Annotated in this window: 14 protein-coding genes; 10 read left to right on the top strand and 4 right to left on the bottom strand. The window is 36.7% G+C overall.

Annotated features, from left to right (window positions below; translation table 11 throughout):
- Positions 1-251 precede the first annotated feature (251 nt).
- Both Q4496_RS11805 and yegQ read right to left on the bottom strand, forming a co-directional pair.
- A complete protein-coding gene (locus Q4496_RS11805; protein WP_215971964.1) occupies positions 252-500 on the bottom strand; it encodes a YfhL family 4Fe-4S dicluster ferredoxin in 249 nt (82 codons plus the stop codon).
- 3 nt (positions 501-503) lie between these two features.
- Positions 504-1,910, bottom strand: a complete 1,407-nt coding sequence (yegQ, locus tag Q4496_RS11800) for a tRNA 5-hydroxyuridine modification protein YegQ (protein ID WP_303602621.1) — start codon at positions 1,908-1,910, stop codon at positions 504-506.
- Positions 1,911-2,156: 246 nt separating this feature from the next.
- Here yegQ and Q4496_RS11795 point away from each other — a divergent pair, with 246 nt between their 5' ends.
- The 3 genes from Q4496_RS11795 (at position 2,157) to Q4496_RS11785 (ending at position 6,424) form a co-directional block, all read left to right on the top strand.
- Entirely contained in the window at positions 2,157-2,999 is an 843-nt protein-coding gene (locus Q4496_RS11795; RefSeq protein ID WP_215971966.1) for an HDOD domain-containing protein, read from the top strand.
- A gap of 255 nt (positions 3,000-3,254) precedes the next feature.
- Positions 3,255-5,465, top strand: a complete 2,211-nt coding sequence (locus Q4496_RS11790) for a patatin-like phospholipase family protein (RefSeq protein ID WP_215971967.1) — start codon at positions 3,255-3,257, stop codon at positions 5,463-5,465.
- An 80-nt stretch (positions 5,466-5,545) separates the two neighbouring features.
- Positions 5,546-6,424, top strand: coding sequence for a D-hexose-6-phosphate mutarotase (locus Q4496_RS11785; RefSeq protein WP_303610494.1), 879 nt, complete (start codon positions 5,546-5,548; stop codon positions 6,422-6,424).
- Positions 6,425-6,693: 269 nt separating this feature from the next.
- On the opposite strand, the gene mutH is transcribed toward Q4496_RS11785, so the two are convergent.
- Positions 6,694-7,383: a DNA mismatch repair endonuclease MutH gene (gene mutH / locus Q4496_RS11780; protein WP_303610493.1), complete on the bottom strand. Its 690-nt coding sequence runs from the start codon at positions 7,381-7,383 to the stop codon at positions 6,694-6,696.
- Between the two features lie 138 nt (positions 7,384-7,521).
- Between mutH and rppH the strand changes: the two genes are divergently transcribed.
- The 5 genes from rppH to Q4496_RS11755 all read left to right on the top strand — a co-directional run bounded on the left by rppH (position 7,522) and on the right by Q4496_RS11755 (position 12,990).
- The gene (rppH, locus tag Q4496_RS11775; RefSeq protein ID WP_215971970.1) at positions 7,522-8,049 is read left to right on the top strand and encodes an RNA pyrophosphohydrolase; all 528 of its coding nucleotides are present in this window, start codon (positions 7,522-7,524) and stop codon (positions 8,047-8,049) included.
- A gap of 78 nt (positions 8,050-8,127) precedes the next feature.
- Positions 8,128-10,446 carry a phosphoenolpyruvate--protein phosphotransferase gene (gene ptsP, locus Q4496_RS11770; RefSeq protein WP_215971971.1) on the top strand — a complete coding sequence of 773 codons (2,319 nt, stop codon included), beginning with the start codon at positions 8,128-8,130 and terminating at the stop codon, positions 10,444-10,446.
- Entirely contained in the window at positions 10,446-11,237 is a 792-nt protein-coding gene (locus Q4496_RS11765) for a sulfite exporter TauE/SafE family protein (protein ID WP_215971972.1), read from the top strand. Before ptsP ends, Q4496_RS11765 begins: the two co-directional genes overlap by 1 nt.
- A gap of 41 nt (positions 11,238-11,278) precedes the next feature.
- Positions 11,279-12,139, top strand: coding sequence for a prolipoprotein diacylglyceryl transferase (lgt, locus tag Q4496_RS11760; protein ID WP_215971973.1), 861 nt, complete (start codon positions 11,279-11,281; stop codon positions 12,137-12,139).
- Complete coding sequence (locus tag Q4496_RS11755; RefSeq protein ID WP_215971974.1) at positions 12,139-12,990, top strand: thymidylate synthase; 852 nt, start codon at positions 12,139-12,141, stop codon at positions 12,988-12,990. The genes lgt and Q4496_RS11755 overlap by 1 nt, the downstream gene beginning before the upstream one ends.
- 150 nt (positions 12,991-13,140) lie before the next feature.
- Here the strand turns inward: Q4496_RS11755 and nagB are convergent, their stop codons facing one another.
- The gene (nagB, locus tag Q4496_RS11750) at positions 13,141-13,947 is read right to left on the bottom strand and encodes a glucosamine-6-phosphate deaminase (protein WP_215971975.1); all 807 of its coding nucleotides are present in this window, start codon (positions 13,945-13,947) and stop codon (positions 13,141-13,143) included.
- A gap of 336 nt (positions 13,948-14,283) precedes the next feature.
- On the opposite strand from nagB, the gene Q4496_RS11745 reads away from it, so the two are divergent.
- Together Q4496_RS11745 and Q4496_RS11740 are read left to right on the top strand one after the other, a co-directional pair.
- Positions 14,284-15,093 (top strand): crotonase/enoyl-CoA hydratase family protein, encoded by an 810-nt coding sequence (locus Q4496_RS11745; RefSeq protein ID WP_303602627.1) that lies wholly within the window; start codon positions 14,284-14,286, stop codon positions 15,091-15,093.
- Between the two features lie 268 nt (positions 15,094-15,361).
- Positions 15,362-15,859: a YcxB family protein gene (locus tag Q4496_RS11740; protein WP_303610492.1), complete on the top strand. Its 498-nt coding sequence runs from the start codon at positions 15,362-15,364 to the stop codon at positions 15,857-15,859.
- The last annotated feature ends 91 nt before the right edge of the window (positions 15,860-15,950 follow it).

Genomic DNA, 15,950 nt, shown 5'->3' with positions numbered 1-15,950 from the left:
CTATGTTATTGAGGTGTATTGTGAACAGGCGACTGAAGTCGCCCCTACTACAAAACACCCAATGCAAGAATCGGTTATCATCACCGTAGGGGCGAATTTATTCGCCAAATACAGAAAACGTCCTACGCAAGAATTGATTACCATCACCGTAGGGGCGAATTTATTCGCCTAATAATGAGGTGTAATATAATACCTATGTTATTGAGGTGTGTTGTGTTCAGGCGACTAAAGTCGCTTAATTAACAATAAAATTAAGCAACATGCATCTTGATAAATTTAGCTAATAACGCGTCTTCGCTTTCAACGTGATTAGGATCAGGCTTTACACAATCTATAGGGCAAACACTGACACAGGTTGGCTTATCATAATGACCTACGCACTCTGTACATTTATCAGTATCAATTTCATATATGTGTTCACCTAATGTTATTGCTTCATTAGGGCATTCAGGGTCACACATATCACAATTGATACAACTGTCTTCAATATATAATGCCACTATTTATTCACTTACTTGGTTTTGGGCGAAAGGATGTCTTGTTGTACCACCATCAGTTAAGTAGCGCATAATAATGCCAAAGGTTAAATCTAATTCGGTATTTAGTGCAATAGCTACTTTATGACCTGAGCCTTTTGCATCGGTTATTACCTCACCTGTTTTACTGTTTATCATGTTCGTTAAAGTAAAATTGATATTACCCTTTGGTGTCATTAATTCTAACTTATCGCCGATGAGAAATTTATTTTTAACGTCAATTTCAATTAATCCTGAATCTTCGTTTCTTCCTAATACTTCGCCAACAAATTGTTGTGTATCACTTTTTGAATACCCATAGTCATAATTTTGTGTGTCTGAGGGACGGTGACGTTTTAAAAAGCCTTCGGTATAACCTCGATGAGCTAAATGTTCTAACTCAGAATTTAAATTAGTATCAAAAGGCTTGTTGGCCATAGCATCATTAATAGCTTGGTTATAAACTTGAGCAGTTTTAGCACAATAGTAAAACGACTTAGTTCTACCTTCTATTTTTAATGAATGTATTCCCATTTTTACTAAACGCTCGACATGCTCAACAGCGCGTAAGTCTTTTGAATTCATAATATATGTGCCGTGCTCATCTTCAAATGCCGGCATATATTCACCAGGACGGCCTTCCTCTTGAAGTAATACTAGGTCGTCGACTGGCTGATTTTGAGCATGTCCTTGCTCAAGTGTAATAATATTATTGTTTGGTGTGTATATTTCTGGCGAAGGAGCTACTGCAATAATGTCACCTGTTTCAGTTTCTTTTGCTTTATGTGTGTCATATTTCCATCGACATGAATTGGTGCAGGTGCCTTGGTTTGGATCACGTTTGTTAATATAACCCGATAATAAACAACGGCCAGAATAAGCCATACATAAGGCGCCATGCACAAAAACTTCAAGCTCCATTTCAGGACAGTGTAGGCGGATATCTTCAATTTCATCAAGCGACAACTCACGCGATAGTATTACCCGTTCAACCCCTTGTTGGTGCCAAAACTTTACAGTAGCCCAATTTACCGCATTCGCTTGGACAGACAAATGAATAGGCATGTCTGGAAAGTTTTCACGTACCATCATTATTAAACCTGGATCTGACATGATCAAAGCGTCTGGCTTCATTGCAATGACAGGAGAGATATCTTTTAAAAAAGTTTTTAATTTACCATTGTGAGGCGCAATGTTATTAACCAAATAAAACTTTTTGCCTAATGCGTGTGCTTCATTAATGCCTATTTGAATGTTTTCGAGAGAGAACTCATTATTTCGAACTCGAAGAGAGTAACGTGGCTGTCCAGCGTAAACAGCGTCAGCGCCATAAGCAAAAGCATATCGCATATTTTTTAAACTACCCGCAGGGGAAAGCAATTCAGGTCTTAGCATAAAATTTAATTAGTTTGATTTATGTACAGAATAAATGGGGGCGCATTATAAAAAAAAGTGTGAATACGGACAATCCAAAACAGGGATAAGTATGTTCTAGAACAAAGAAAATGGTTAAATACTTATTAATTGACCTATCGACTATTATAAGTGAAAAATATTTAGTCAAAAAAAGTAAATAATCCATTGAGTTAAAGAAAATTGTGCTATGTTAAAATGATAGTGTAAATATAAAGAGGATTTCTTATGGCGGCTGAAAGTGCGTTATACACGATTTTAACGGAAAAAATCAATCAAGAGGCGTTGGTATTACCTACATTGCCAGAGGTTGCATTTAAAGTCAGACAGGCGGCTGACGATCCTGATGTTAATTTACATTACATGAGTGACATTATCGCGAAAGATCCTGCGCTTTCTTTAGGCTTAATAAAAGTAGCTAATAGCGCGTTATTAGGAAGAACGGTTAAGGTTGAGAGTGTGTCTCAAGCCGTAACTCGTATTGGGCTGCGTCAAATTAAGGGTATTGCTACGGCGATGGCACTTGAACAAGTGTTTGTTTCTAAAAATGAAGTTGTAGCTACTTACATGAAAAAGTCTTGGGAAAAAACAGTTGATGTCGCTTCTGTATCAATTAGTTTAATGGGAATTTATCTTGAAAATAATAAGCATACGGCATTAAATTTAGATACGCTTACCTTAGGCTCTTTAGTACATAATATTGGTGTTTTACCTATTTTAACTGAAGCTGAGCAATATCCAGATACCTTTGCTAATCCGACATTTTTACAGCAAGCTATTACTAAGCTTTCAGGTAAAATTGGTGGAGAAGTCACACGTGCATGGGGATTTTCTGCAGAGTTAACTGAATTAGCGGAAAGTTGGGGGGATTTAACTATTTTACCAACCGAGATTCATTATCTAGATTTTATTCGAGCTGGTGCTATTTATCACAATATTTTTAAGAATAAAGCAACGCAAGAAGTCTTATTAACGAGTTATGTGAAAAAAGGTATTTTACCTGATATTGCGTTTATGGATACTGAAGACTTTAAAGCAAGGTGTGCCGACGTTAAATCAATGTTTATCTAACGTTATTGATTATTTATTGTCATCAAGCCTGACTTTTCATGCAGGGTTTATTATTGCTCATTCTATAATAAACCTTCTATTGTTCAACAGTAAGTTCTTGCCTATAGCGGTGAGTTATATTTCACATTGAATTTAACTCGCGCTTAGTTTACCAATATTAGCTTAATTTTAATCCTACTTTTAATTAAAGGTGAACAGAAAGAAATAACACTGTATATTTGTAACGTCTCCATTCCTCATAACCTTTTTAACTTTATGCGACTTACTTTTCTTTTTCTAATTTTCTGTATTACGTTAACAAGCCCATTACTTTATGCAGAATCACGTCCTAAAATTGGTTTAGTTCTCAGTGGGGGCGGTGCTAAGGGAGCTGCTCATATTGGCGTGCTAAAGGTTATTGAGAAAAATAACATTCCTATTGACTATGTTGTTGGTACCAGTATTGGTGCTTATGTTGGCGGCTTATATGCACTAGGTTATAGCGTTGATGAAATCGAAAATACTATGCTCAACCTGCCTTGGGAGCGGAGCTATTCTGATTATATTCCTCGAGCGTTTTTATCATTTGAAAATAAAAACTTAAGAGATAAATATAATATTCCCATGCGAATAGGGATTCGTGATGGGCAATTAAAGTCATCCAATGGTTTTTTGCTAGGGCAATCAGCAGATAGTTTATTGAAATTGTCAACTAATGTAGTTGCGAAATTTGCGAGCTTTGATCATTTGGCTATTCCTTATCGTGCCATTGCTTCAGACTTAGTAACAGCTAGAGCGGTGGTGATTAATAAGGGAAGTATTACAAAGGCGATGCGAGCATCTGCCGCTGTTCCTGGTGTCGTAGAGCCAGTAACTATTGATGGTAGATTATTAGTTGATGGTGGTATTGCTAATAATATGCCTATTGATGTTATCAAAGCGATGGGGGCTGATATTGTTATCGCCGTAGATATTGGTTCAGCGTTATTTCCAAAAGAAAATATTAATAGCACGTTTGATGTATTTAACCAGTTATCAACCATTATCACGAATAATACCACTCAGGCTCAAATGCGGTATTTATCGACTAGCGATATATTAATCCGTCCAAAAATTGACTATTTAAGCACCACAGATTTTTCAATTATGACACAAGCGCTTGAGCTAGGTGAGCAAGCAGCATTACAAAGCGAAGCCGCGTTAAAACTGTTAGGTGTTAGTGAGCAAGAGTACTCAACGTATCAACAAGAAAAAAAGCAAAAAGCCCTTACTTGGTTTAATACTTTTACCCAACCTATTACGAGCATTGAATATCAGAATAACTCAACCGTGAGTCAGGCTATTATTGAGGAAAAGTTGGCGATTAATATCGGAGATATTGTTAGTAAAGAGCAGTTGCAATTAGCTATTGAACGAATTTATTCCTTAGATAAGTTTGAGTATGTTGATGCTGAATTTCTGGATCTAGCTGAAGGGAGGCAACTGATAGTGACCACCCGTGCTCAATCTTGGGGGCCTAATTACCTACACTTAGGTTTTAAATTAGAAAGTGATTTTAAACAAGGCTCTGTTATTGATCTTGATTTAGCTTATATTTTAAATGATGTGACGCCGTATGGCGGTATGTGGATTAATGAAATAAAGTTAGGTTGGGAGTCATTATTGGCAACAGAGCTTTATCAACCATTATCGGAAAACCAACATTATTTTGCTAGAACAAGAATCCAATATAGTCAGGATAAATGGGAAGCGACAGATGATAGAGTTGAGCTCATTAATAAAAATTATTTGGCTAAGTTAGGATTAGGTTTTGATTACTTAAATGATGGTGTTATAGAGCTTGGCTTCCTTGGCGAAACAGGAAAACTTGCGTTTGAAAATCATCAAGGAGGATCACTTGATTATGAATCTTATGGTGCTTACTTATCATTTAGTTATGACAGTTTAAATAGTATTAATTTCCCTACCCATGGTAATAAATTATCTGTGAATATGTTTTGGCGCAATGATCATTATCAAGACATTGAAGGGACTGAGCCTAAAGATACATCATTAGAAGTGCAGTTAGACTGGCGTGGTGCTTTTAACGTTAATAATCATTCTTTTGTTAGCATAGCGTCATTTGCAACGGTTAATAATGATAGTGACTTTACTGTGCATGTTACTGAATTAGGCGGTTTTTTGAATCTGTCTGGTTATCAAAAAGATGCCTTAATTGGGGCACACAAAGTTTTTGCTGCTGTTGTTTATCAGTATGATTTAGGGCGAGAACTTTTTGGAAAAGCAAGTTTACCGTTATATTTAGGCGCTAGTTTTGAAACCGGTAACGTGTGGGAAGTGAGTGAATCAATTGCCATGGACGACTTGGTACGTTCTGGTAGCTTATATTTGGGGACAGATACTGATTTTGGTCCCGCTGTTTTTGGTTTTGGCTTTGCTTCTGGTGGTGAAAATACGGTGTTTTTATCATTAGGTAAAAACTTTTAAGTTTACCTTCCGTTTATCGTTAGTTTTATTTTGGACGCGCTGACATATTAATATATAGAAAAAAATAAGGTATTTATATAGTGTTATTAGTTAAAAACGAATTTGGCCAAGTGCTTGAAACCAAGTTAGCTCAAGATTTATCTGTATTAGCTATTGAGCATACAGTCGTTAAAGCAAAGATTAGTTTATATGGTGGCCAAGTACTGAGCTGGCATCCTGATGGTGAAAAAGAAGTTTTTTGGCTATCAAAAGATTCCCTTTTTGAGCAAGGAAAAGCAATTCGTGGCGGTATACCTTTGTGTTGGCCTTGGTTTGGCGCGCATCCAAATGATAATGCTCACACTGCCGGTAATCATGGCTTTGTGCGAATGCAGCAATGGCAAGTCGTTAGTATTGATATTAGCGAGCAGGGGGTTGAAGTCACCTTGAGTTGGCAGGGAGAAGCAATGAACGAGCTATGGCCAAATGCTTGTCAATTAAAACAAGTATTGTTTTTTGGCCGTTCGTTTAAGCAAACGTTACAAATGACTAATCTTGGTGATGCCGATGCATACTACACTGGTGCTCTGCATAGTTATTTCCGGGTGAGTGCTCCTGCAGAAATAAAAATAGCGGCGCTAGGGCAAGCTGATTATTATGATAAGTTAACTGAACAGTTATGTAAGCCACAAGTGTTAAAAAATGGTGTAGGCCCTGTTGACCGTATTTACCATAGCAATAAAGATCTGAGTCTAGTGGATTATGCTTGGGGCCGAACGCTTGAGCTGAAATCACAAAATACAAAGCAGTGGGTTTTTTGGAATCCAGGTGTTGAGGCAGCTAATAAAATGGCCGACGTTCACCCTAATGGGGAACAGGAGTTTGTTTGCTTAGAAGCAGCAACCACTGAAATGCAATTGCTCCCAGCGGGGGGAAGTAAAACAATTACCCAAGAGATATCAATTGTAAACCATGAGTAATTATTGTTTTTATTGCTTGATACTTAATCATTCAATTGTTCATCAATCACTCATCCTTTGTTCGTGGTTTGTTCATTTTGTAGGTCACCAGTTCCGTCATTCCGTTGGTGTCTTAATACGGAATCCCATGCGTGTGGTTGAATAGTACTTAGAATACTGGATCATATAAACTACACAGCATAACGTTTGAGATTCTGAATCAAGTTCAGAATAACGTTGATTATTTAGGATGACGGTAGTTGCTCAGGATATAGCGCATTACACTAAAATCAAACATCAATATTGATACGTAAGTTTTTATTTAATAGCGCTTGAGTGAAAGGAATCTTTAAATAAAAGCCACGAGGTAAGGTCATAAATGGTTTGCCATGGCGATTATAAGCTTGTGTTTTCGCTTTAGCGTTGGCAGCTTTTGGTCTAAGTTGTAGTACTTGCCCATGTTTACCATGAATATTTTCAACATCGCCTAAAACGATCATATCGGTTAGCTCTTGCCAGTCCATTGCTAATAATTGTTCTTCTTCAGCAGAAGGCGACCAAAGGAAAGCGCTGCCAATTCGGCGCTCTGCTAAAGGAATTTTTTTGTTGTCAGGGGTGTCACAAATGATAGGAACCCATAGAACTTTTGATAATTTTTGCTTAAGCCAACAATTTTGCCAATTAACGCCGACTAAACCTGTTAAAGGCGCAACACAAACAAAAGTCGTTTCAAGTGGCTTACCTTGACAGTTTATAGGCAAGGTTTTCAATTCAATACCAAGTGTAGGAAAGTCAGGTTCAGGTTTTGAGCTTGCGCTGGCGCCAAGTACATGTTCAAGCAATAATCCTATCCAACCTTTGTTCCGTTTTAAATCTACAGGTATTTCAATTTTCGCATCATAAGCAACTTCTGCGAGGGTTAAGCCAGCTAAGTTATGCACTCTTTCAAGTAACTCTTGTTCAGAAGCGGGAATATTCATGTAGTATTAATCATTAATGCTTGGTAAATAAAAAGCCATTATCTTGCTATTAGGTAAAAAAATCAAAGTAATCATTTGCTCCATTGGCGTTATTATGGTTGAATCTACACAAGTATTTTTTAGTTTTCAGGAGTTCCTGTGATCGATGCCGAAGGCTACCGAGCCAATGTCGGCATAGTAATAATTAATAGCAGGGGACAAGTATTTTGGGCTAGAAGGTTTGGGCAACATTCATGGCAATATCCACAAGGTGGTGTTGATGAAGGTGAAACTGCTGAGCAAACCATGTTTCGAGAGTTATATGAAGAAGTAGGATTAAAACCAGAACATGTTAAAATTGTTGCTTCAACTAAACACTGGCTAAAGTATAAATTACCAAAACGTTATATAAGGCACGATAGTAAACCTGTTTGTATTGGGCAAAAACAGAAGTGGTTTTTATTAAAATTAACTGCACCTGAATCATCGGTCAATTTACTACATAGCTCTCATCCTGAATTTGATGATTGGCGTTGGGTGAGTTACTGGTATCCAGTTCGACAAGTAGTGTCATTTAAGCGCGATGTTTATCGTAAAGTTATGAAAGAGTTTGCCGTACAGGCTTTATCTTTTTCATATGAAAAAAGGCCTGATAGGCGGCCTAATCGAGGTAAACGCCAAGCGTAATTATTACTATGAGTTATTTTATTAAAAGCCTACTTACGTGGGCTTTTTTATTCATTTTATACGTTCAATAAGGAAATTATGTTAACCACGCTACGTCGTATTGTGCTTGAGTTTAGTCAAGAAATGCAGCTGCAAATAGCATTAGAGCGTATGGTTAGCCAAATCAAAAATTCACTAAATACTGACTGTTGCTCAATTTATTTAGCTGACCACGCTCAACAACACTTTTTATTAATGGCTTCCGATGGCTTAGCACAAAAGTCGTTTGGGCAAACCGCGATAAGGTTTTCTGAAGGCTTAGTTGGACTAGTAGGACAACGAGAAGAGCCAATAAATATTGCCGATGCGCGAAATCATCAACATTTTATGCATGCCCCCGAAGTTGAAGAAGATGATTTCAATGCTTTTCTAGGCACACCTATTATTCACCGACGTAAAGTGTTGGGGATCCTTTCTATTCAACAAAAGCATGCGAGGAACTTTACAGAAAATGAGGAAGCCTTTTTAGTTACGTTAGCCGCTCAATTAGCTAATGCGCTAGCGAGTGCTGAAGTGAAAAATCTATTTACGGAATCAGAAAAAAGTAAAGATGTAAAACAGTTGTTGGGTATTGCTGGTGCTCCAGGGATAGCACTGAGCGAGATTATTGTACATCAGCCTAAGGTTGAGCTTGCTACGCTAGCATTACAAAAAGTGAGTGTCGCTCAACAAAGTAAACAAGTGCTGCGTTTTACCACTGCGGTTAATAAAACCAAAGCTGACTTTGAACAGCTGAGTCAAAAATTAAGTAATATTATTACTAATGATAATTTAGCTATTTTTGATGTTTACATACAATTGCTTGACCAAGCTGATATTAGTCAGGGCGTGATAAAAAAAATCAATGAAGGCTGGCAAGCAGAAAGCGCTCTTAAGCTTATCATTGATCATTATGTGACTCAATTTGAAGCAATAGATGACAGTTATTTAAAAGAGCGAGCTACCGATATTCGAGATTTAGGTAATCGCTTATTACTGAATTTACAAAAGAAAAAATCATTAAAAGTAAAATTGCCTAAAGCCTTTATTTTGCTGGCGGAAGATGTAACGGCTTCTATGCTGGCTGAATATCAACATAAAGGTTTAAAAGGCATTGTATCTTTGTCTGGCTCAGCTAACTCTCATGCTGCTATTTTAGCGCATGCGCTTGAATTACCGGCAATAATGGGAATTACAAACATTCCAATTGCTCAGTTTAACCATCAACAAGCTATTGTTGATGGTTATAGTGGTGAATTGTTTATTAATCCTGATGATGCATTGATAAGTGAATATCGGCATTTAATTGCTCAAGAAAGTGAATTGATCAGTAAAATTCAGCAAGAGGTTCATCTACCAACTATCACGCAAGATGGTCAAGCTATAGAGCTACAATTAAATGCTGGTTTGTCTGCCGGTTTTGAACGACCAGAAAATTTAGGTAGCTTAGGTATAGGTTTATATCGAACAGAAATACCTTTTATGGATCGGCATTATTTTCCATCAGAGCAAGAACAAACGAATTTATATGAACAAACATTAAAAGAGTTTTCTCAAGCAACTGTTACCATGCGTACGTTAGATATAGGTGGAGATAAATCGTTACCTTACTTCCCTATTACCGAAGATAATCCTTTTCTAGGTTGGCGTGGGATCAGGATTACCTTAGATCACCCTGAAATATTTTTAGTTCAGGTGCGTGCCATGATTCGGGCTAATCATCAGTATAATAATTTAGCAATTATGCTACCGATGATTTCAAATGTTAATGAAGTAGATGACGCTATTCGTTTAATTAATCAAGCGCATTTAGAAGTGGGTATTGAGATAAATAGCGAGCGGCAAAGTGATATAACTTATAAACATGGCAACGACATGCAGATTAAGGAGCTTCCGCGTCCCAAAATAGGTATCATGTTAGAAGTGCCTTCTGTGATATTTCAACTTGAAGAGTTAGCTCAACGAGTTGACTTTTTCTCTGTTGGTAGTAATGATTTAACACAGTATTTACTTGCGGTAGATCGTAATAATGCTCAAGTGGCTGATTTACACGATGCTTATCACCCCGCGGTACTTAGAGCATTGTATACGATTGCCAAAGAGTCTAAAAAGTATTCAATACCGTTAAGTTTGTGTGGGGAGTTGGCTGGTGAACCTGCGGGTGCCTTGTTATTATTAGCAATGGGTTTTGATAAACTCAGTATGAATGGACATAATATAGCGCGTATTAAATGGGTTATTCGCCATGTTGATTTTCAAAGAGCAGAATTGATTTTATCTCACACCTTAAAATTGATTACTGCGAAGCAAGTGCATACATACTTAAATGAGCAACTTGAACAATTAGGTTTGGGCGGTTTTATTCGCGCTGGATTGTAATGTTTCTAATTTTTATTAGCTGTTTATTCCTTGGCGCTATTACCGGCTTTTTAGCTGGACTATTAGGTATTGGTGGCGGTTTAATTGTAGTGCCTGCTTTAGTTTACTTATTACCTCAACTAGGTATTAGTAATGAAGTGATCATGCCAATGGCGTTGGCAACCTCGTTATCGACAATTGTGATTACTTCATCTAGTGCCACATTGGCGCACCATAAAAATAGAAATATTCCTTGGAATATAACGAAACCACTGATGTTCATTGTCGCTTTTGGGGCCTTAGTAGGGGCTTTTATTGCTGATCATTTGTCAGCTCAAGCATTAACAAGCTTTTTTGCTATTGCGGTTGTAATACTTGCCTCCTATATGTTGCTATCTATTCGGTTGCAGCGCTATAAAGAAATGCCGTCAAAGATTAAGTTACAATTTATTAGTTTACTCACCGGTGTTGTTGCGAGTTTAATGGGCATGGCAGGTGGGGCTATTTTAGTGCCAATTTTAACGTACTTTGGCACGCCATTAAGACATTGTATCGGTATTGCTACTGTATGTGGCGTTATGGTGGCGTTATTTGGCTCTTTGGGGTATATCATTTCAGGATTTGGTAATGAATTATTGCCAGCTTGGAGTCTTGGTTATGTTTATTTACCTGCTTTGAGCGGAATCGCGCTAACATCTTCATTATTTGCGCCTGTTGGCGTAAAATATGCCGCTAAGGTGCCTGTACAAACTTTAAAAAAATTATTTGCCATTTTTCTTATTATTGTGGCAATGAAAATGATGTTAACTTAACTTTCTTCGCATTTTTAAGCGAAGCTTTATTTGGATAGAAAATGACAGACCAGTTTTTACAATTTCCCATTATTGACCCTATTATTTTTAGTATTGGGCCGGTTGCTCTTCGTTGGTACGGCATGATGTACTTAGTCGGGTTTTTGGGTGCAATGTTTATTGCAAATAAAGCCGCAGATAAAAGTGGTGGCGAGTGGACTCGTGAACAAGTAAGTGATTTATTATTTTATGGCTTTCTTGGTGTAATTTTAGGTGGGCGAATAGGCTATGTATTTTTCTATCAATTCGACTACTTTTTAGCCGAGCCATTGTACCTTTTCAAAATTTGGGCTGGCGGTATGTCATTCCATGGCGGATTGCTCGGTGTTATTGCTGCGGTGTACCTATTTGCACGTAAAACCAATAAAGCATTTTTAACCGTAGGTGATTTTGTTGCACCGCTTGTACCTATTGGTTTAGGTATGGGACGTTTAGGTAACTTTATTAATGCTGAATTATGGGGAAGACAAACTGATGTACCTTGGGCTATGGTGTTTCCAACCGACCCATTACAATTACCACGCCACCCATCACAATTGTATGAATTCTTCCTGGAAGGTGTTGTATTATTTGCTATTTTATACGTTATTACACGTAAGCCTAGAAGTTTAGGTTTAGCTTCAGGCGCTTTCTTAATTGGGTATGGTGTGTTTAGAACCATTATTGAATTCTTTAGAGAGCCAGACGCTCATTTAGGCTTATATTTTTCTTTTATTACTAAAGGGCAAATTTTAAGTCTACCGATGATTTTAGGTGGAGTTTTGATTATTTATTTGGGTTACTTAATTCAAGAAAAAGAAGCAATATCTAATACAAAGCGTACAGGAAGCAAAACAACATCTGCTAATAAAGGTAAAGTATAATGCGTGCATATTTAGATTTGTGTCAACGTATTGTTGACCAAGGTACTTGGGTTGAAAATAGTCGAACCGGGAAGCGTTGTTTAACCGTTATTAATGCTGATTTGGAATACAATGTTGCCGATAACGAATTTCCGATGATAACGACCCGAAAAAGTTTTTTTAAATCGGCTATTGCTGAATTTCTTGGCTATATTCGTGGCTATGATAATGCGGCTGACTTTAGAAAACTAGGTACAAAAACCTGGGATGCGAATGCTAATTTAAATGATGCTTGGTTAAACAATGTTCATCGTAAAGGTGAGGATGATATGGGGCGTGTTTATGGCGTTCAGGGGCGAGCTTGGGCTAAACCTGATGGTGGCACTATTGATCAGCTCCAAAAAATAGTTGATAACTTGAGTCAAGGTATCGACGACCGTGCTGAAATCCTGACGTTTTATAACCCTGGTGAATTTCATATGGGGTGTTTAAGGCCTTGCATGCATACTCACAATTTTTCAGTATTAGATGGCACACTTTATTTAACCAGTTTTCAACGTTCGTGTGATGTACCTCTAGGACTAAACTTCAACCAAGTACAGGTATTCTTTTTCTTGGCTATCATGGCGCAAATTACAGGATTAAAGCCTGGTATTGCTTATCATAAAATAGTAAATGCACATATTTATGAGGATCAATTAGCCTTGATGAAAGAGGTGCAGCTTAAACGTGAGCCGTTGCCGTTACCTAAATTGATTATAAATCCGGATATTAAATCGTTAAAAGACTTAGAAACCTGGGTCACAATGGATGATTTCTCAGTGGAAGGTTATCAGAGCCATGAAGCAATAAAATATCCGTTTGCTGTATAAGCGATATTTTTAACCTTAAGCTATTTTGTTCTCTATATAAAATTGTTTACTTAATTAAACAGGTATAAAAAAACCGACATAATGTCGGTTTTTATTGTTAATGTAGGTAATTATCTAAGCTAATATCATCTTAAATGAAAACTATCTAAACTAATAGTTGTGATATAAACCAAACTCTTCATTTACTTTAATATTTTGATTATTTGCCCAATGGTAATATTCTTGATCTTCTAGCTTACTTGCTGCCGCTTTATCTAATAATACAATGGCGTTTTCATGCATTTGCAAAGCTGAAGCTGGGCACATAGCTGAAAGTGGGCCAGCTACCATGTCTTTTACTGCCTGTGCTTTACTCTCACCTGTTGCCATTAACAGGACATATCTCGCATCTAAAATAGTTGCAATACCCATGGTCATAGCAAGTGTTGGTTGAAATTCATCTTTATCAAATAAACGAGAATTATCAGTAAGGGTTTGTTGTGTTAATGTTTTTATTCGTGTGCGTGACGCTAGACTTGATGTTGGCTCATTAAAACCAATATGTCCATTTGCACCAATGCCTAAGATTTGTAAATCAACACCATTAGCCTGTTTGATTTTTTCTTCATATGCTAAACCTTGCTCTCTAGGGTTTTCACCTTGGTTACAAGTAGGTAAAAAGGTATTGTCTATATTAATATCAACATGATTAAATAAATTTTGATTCATAAAGTGACGATAGCTTTGTGCATTATCAGCATCAATACCCAAATACTCATCTAAATTAAAACTTGTTGTATTTTTAAAACTTAACTCACCTGCTTTATATTTATTAACAAGTTGTTGATAAAGGCTAATCGGAGTGCTGCCTGTCGCTAGGCCTAACACAGGATTTTTTTTCTTAGTAAGTAATTCAGCTACCCATTCGGCAGCATTAACGGCAACTTGTTGTGCATCGTCAAAAATAATAACTTGCATGTTATTTCCTTAGAAAAATTAAACTATTATCCCTTAGAGGGTATACCAAGGGCAGACGTCTGAAATAGTAGACATCTGAAAGTATCAGTAATCATTGCATGTTATTTATTTTTAACATTATCAACCTGAGGCTGTTTTATTGTTGCAATGACATTAATCTAGGTGCGTTTAGTAACTTTACCACAAAATTATCCGATATATTGGTAAAGTTCAGGAAAAAAATGCACATTTTTGATCTGAAAATTACCACGTAAGGCTAAATAATCTTGCCTTGTGGTACTACCAGTTTAATTATGGCACACTCAAGAAAAGATTAACTTGGAGATGGTAAATTTTATGACTAATGCAAGAGTGAAATTTAACGTTGAGCAAAACATTGCTTATGTCACTTTAAATAGAGTGGATAAACATAATGGTTTAGATAAACCAATGATACTTGAACTAGTGCAAGTAGCGAAAAAAATTAATAAAGATCGTGCTATTCGTTGTGTCATTTTACAAGGTGCAGGTGCTTCATTTTGTGCTGGATTAGATTTTAATTATGTTGCTAAAAACCCGTCAATGATTGGTAAGTTCTTTTTCAAACTGCCTTGGCGCAAAGATAATATGTTTCAACGTGTAGCACACGTTTGGCGAGATTTATCAGTGCCTGTTATTGCGGTTGTGCATGGTAATTGTTTTGGGGCGGGGATGCAGATCATATTAGGTTGTGATTATCGTATAGCGACTCCTGATGCAAATCTATCGATTCTAGAAATGAAATGGGGATTAATTCCAGATATGAGTGGTATGGTCACGTTATCTCGATTAACTCGCCTAGATATAGCCCAAGAATTAACAATGACAGGACGATTTTTCTCAGGTGTTGAAGCCGAGCAATATGGTTTAGTTTCAAAAGTTAGTGAAACGCCTATCATTGAGGCGAAAGCGTTGGCTGAAAAAATTTGTCAACAAAGTCCTGATGCTATTGCTGCTGCAAAATATTTATTTAAAAAGACTTGGAAAAAAGATACCAGAGCGGCATTATTTTGGGAAAGAATAGTTCAGTTACGATTGTTAGGACGAAAAAACCAAAAGATAGCAATGAAGAATGGTTTATCTAAAAATGAAGAGCCAAAGCCATTTGTTGATCGTAGTAGTTTTTAACATTTTAGCTAAATATATAGTTTTGATGACACAGTATACATTAAAGGTCGTCTTTTGACGGCTTGCACAATACGCGCGTATATCATTGGTTCTATTGGCTTTGGAATGACTCTAAAGTAGCCCGCTGGCCTGGTTCTTGTACATTAACTATGCTCTTGAGTAGAGAATAGATTTAATCTAGTTGATATAACTATGAAACTTTAATTACCTTCATTACTTCGTGAAAAATTTCTGTTAGAATTATTTTTATTTATTGTTAGTTTTTTTAATGAAACCATTTCCTTCTTTTACAAGTAAATTTATATTAGATAAAGCATATTTTAATGAGTGCTATAGTGAGTCAAGCACATTAGAGCTTTCTGCTAAGACCTTTTTAAAATCAGGTGTTTTAATGTCATTTGGTTTAATTATTTTGATATTTACCCCAGTAAATGCGTATGCTGCTTGGTTTGTTGTAGCATTGGGGATACTTGAAGCGCTAAGTTTATACTATAGTCAACCTTGGTGGGTTGTTAGACAAATGCTTAGTAAAGCCTCTAACAGCGAAGTGACATTAACGGTTGATGAACAAGGTGTTCTTAGTGAGTCTTTTTATCATACCGGTCGAATATTATGGCAAGACGTTACTACCATAACAGAAACTGACTTAGGGTATGTTTTGCACTTTAAGGCAGGAAAAAATACAGGGAAAAGCTACTTATCTAAGTCTCATCTATCAAGTGATGCCCAATCTTATATTAAAATTAAAATGGCAGAAATTACTTAAATGCCACATTAGTTAACCTTAAGTTTATTAACTTAAGGTTAACTAATCTTAATCGTATTCTTTTCTCTCTAGTTATTTGCTCTCTAAAGCG

Origin of the sequence: Colwellia sp. 5_MG-2023 (assembly GCF_030547795.1) — a bacterium.
GTDB lineage: Bacteria > Pseudomonadota > Gammaproteobacteria > Enterobacterales > Alteromonadaceae > Colwellia.
The sequence above is the reverse complement of the archived record's forward strand: the minus strand, read 5'-3'. Positions and strand labels throughout refer to the sequence as shown.

Coding starts and splice junctions, on each gene's coding strand:
- lgt (WP_215971973.1), top strand. CDS start 11,279: ATGACAGACCAGTTTTTACAATTTCCCATTATTGACCCTATTATTTTT.
- nagB (WP_215971975.1), bottom strand. CDS start 13,947: ATGCAAGTTATTATTTTTGACGATGCACAACAAGTTGCCGTTAATGCT.
- ptsP (WP_215971971.1), top strand. CDS start 8,128: ATGTTAACCACGCTACGTCGTATTGTGCTTGAGTTTAGTCAAGAAATG.
- Q4496_RS11740 (WP_303610492.1), top strand. CDS start 15,362: ATGAAACCATTTCCTTCTTTTACAAGTAAATTTATATTAGATAAAGCA.
- Q4496_RS11745 (WP_303602627.1), top strand. CDS start 14,284: ATGACTAATGCAAGAGTGAAATTTAACGTTGAGCAAAACATTGCTTAT.
- Q4496_RS11755 (WP_215971974.1), top strand. CDS start 12,139: ATGCGTGCATATTTAGATTTGTGTCAACGTATTGTTGACCAAGGTACT.
- mutH (WP_303610493.1), bottom strand. CDS start 7,383: ATGAATATTCCCGCTTCTGAACAAGAGTTACTTGAAAGAGTGCATAAC.
- yegQ (WP_303602621.1), bottom strand. CDS start 1,910: ATGCTAAGACCTGAATTGCTTTCCCCTGCGGGTAGTTTAAAAAATATG.
- Q4496_RS11765 (WP_215971972.1), top strand. CDS start 10,446: ATGTTTCTAATTTTTATTAGCTGTTTATTCCTTGGCGCTATTACCGGC.
- Q4496_RS11795 (WP_215971966.1), top strand. CDS start 2,157: ATGGCGGCTGAAAGTGCGTTATACACGATTTTAACGGAAAAAATCAAT.
- Q4496_RS11790 (WP_215971967.1), top strand. CDS start 3,255: ATGCGACTTACTTTTCTTTTTCTAATTTTCTGTATTACGTTAACAAGC.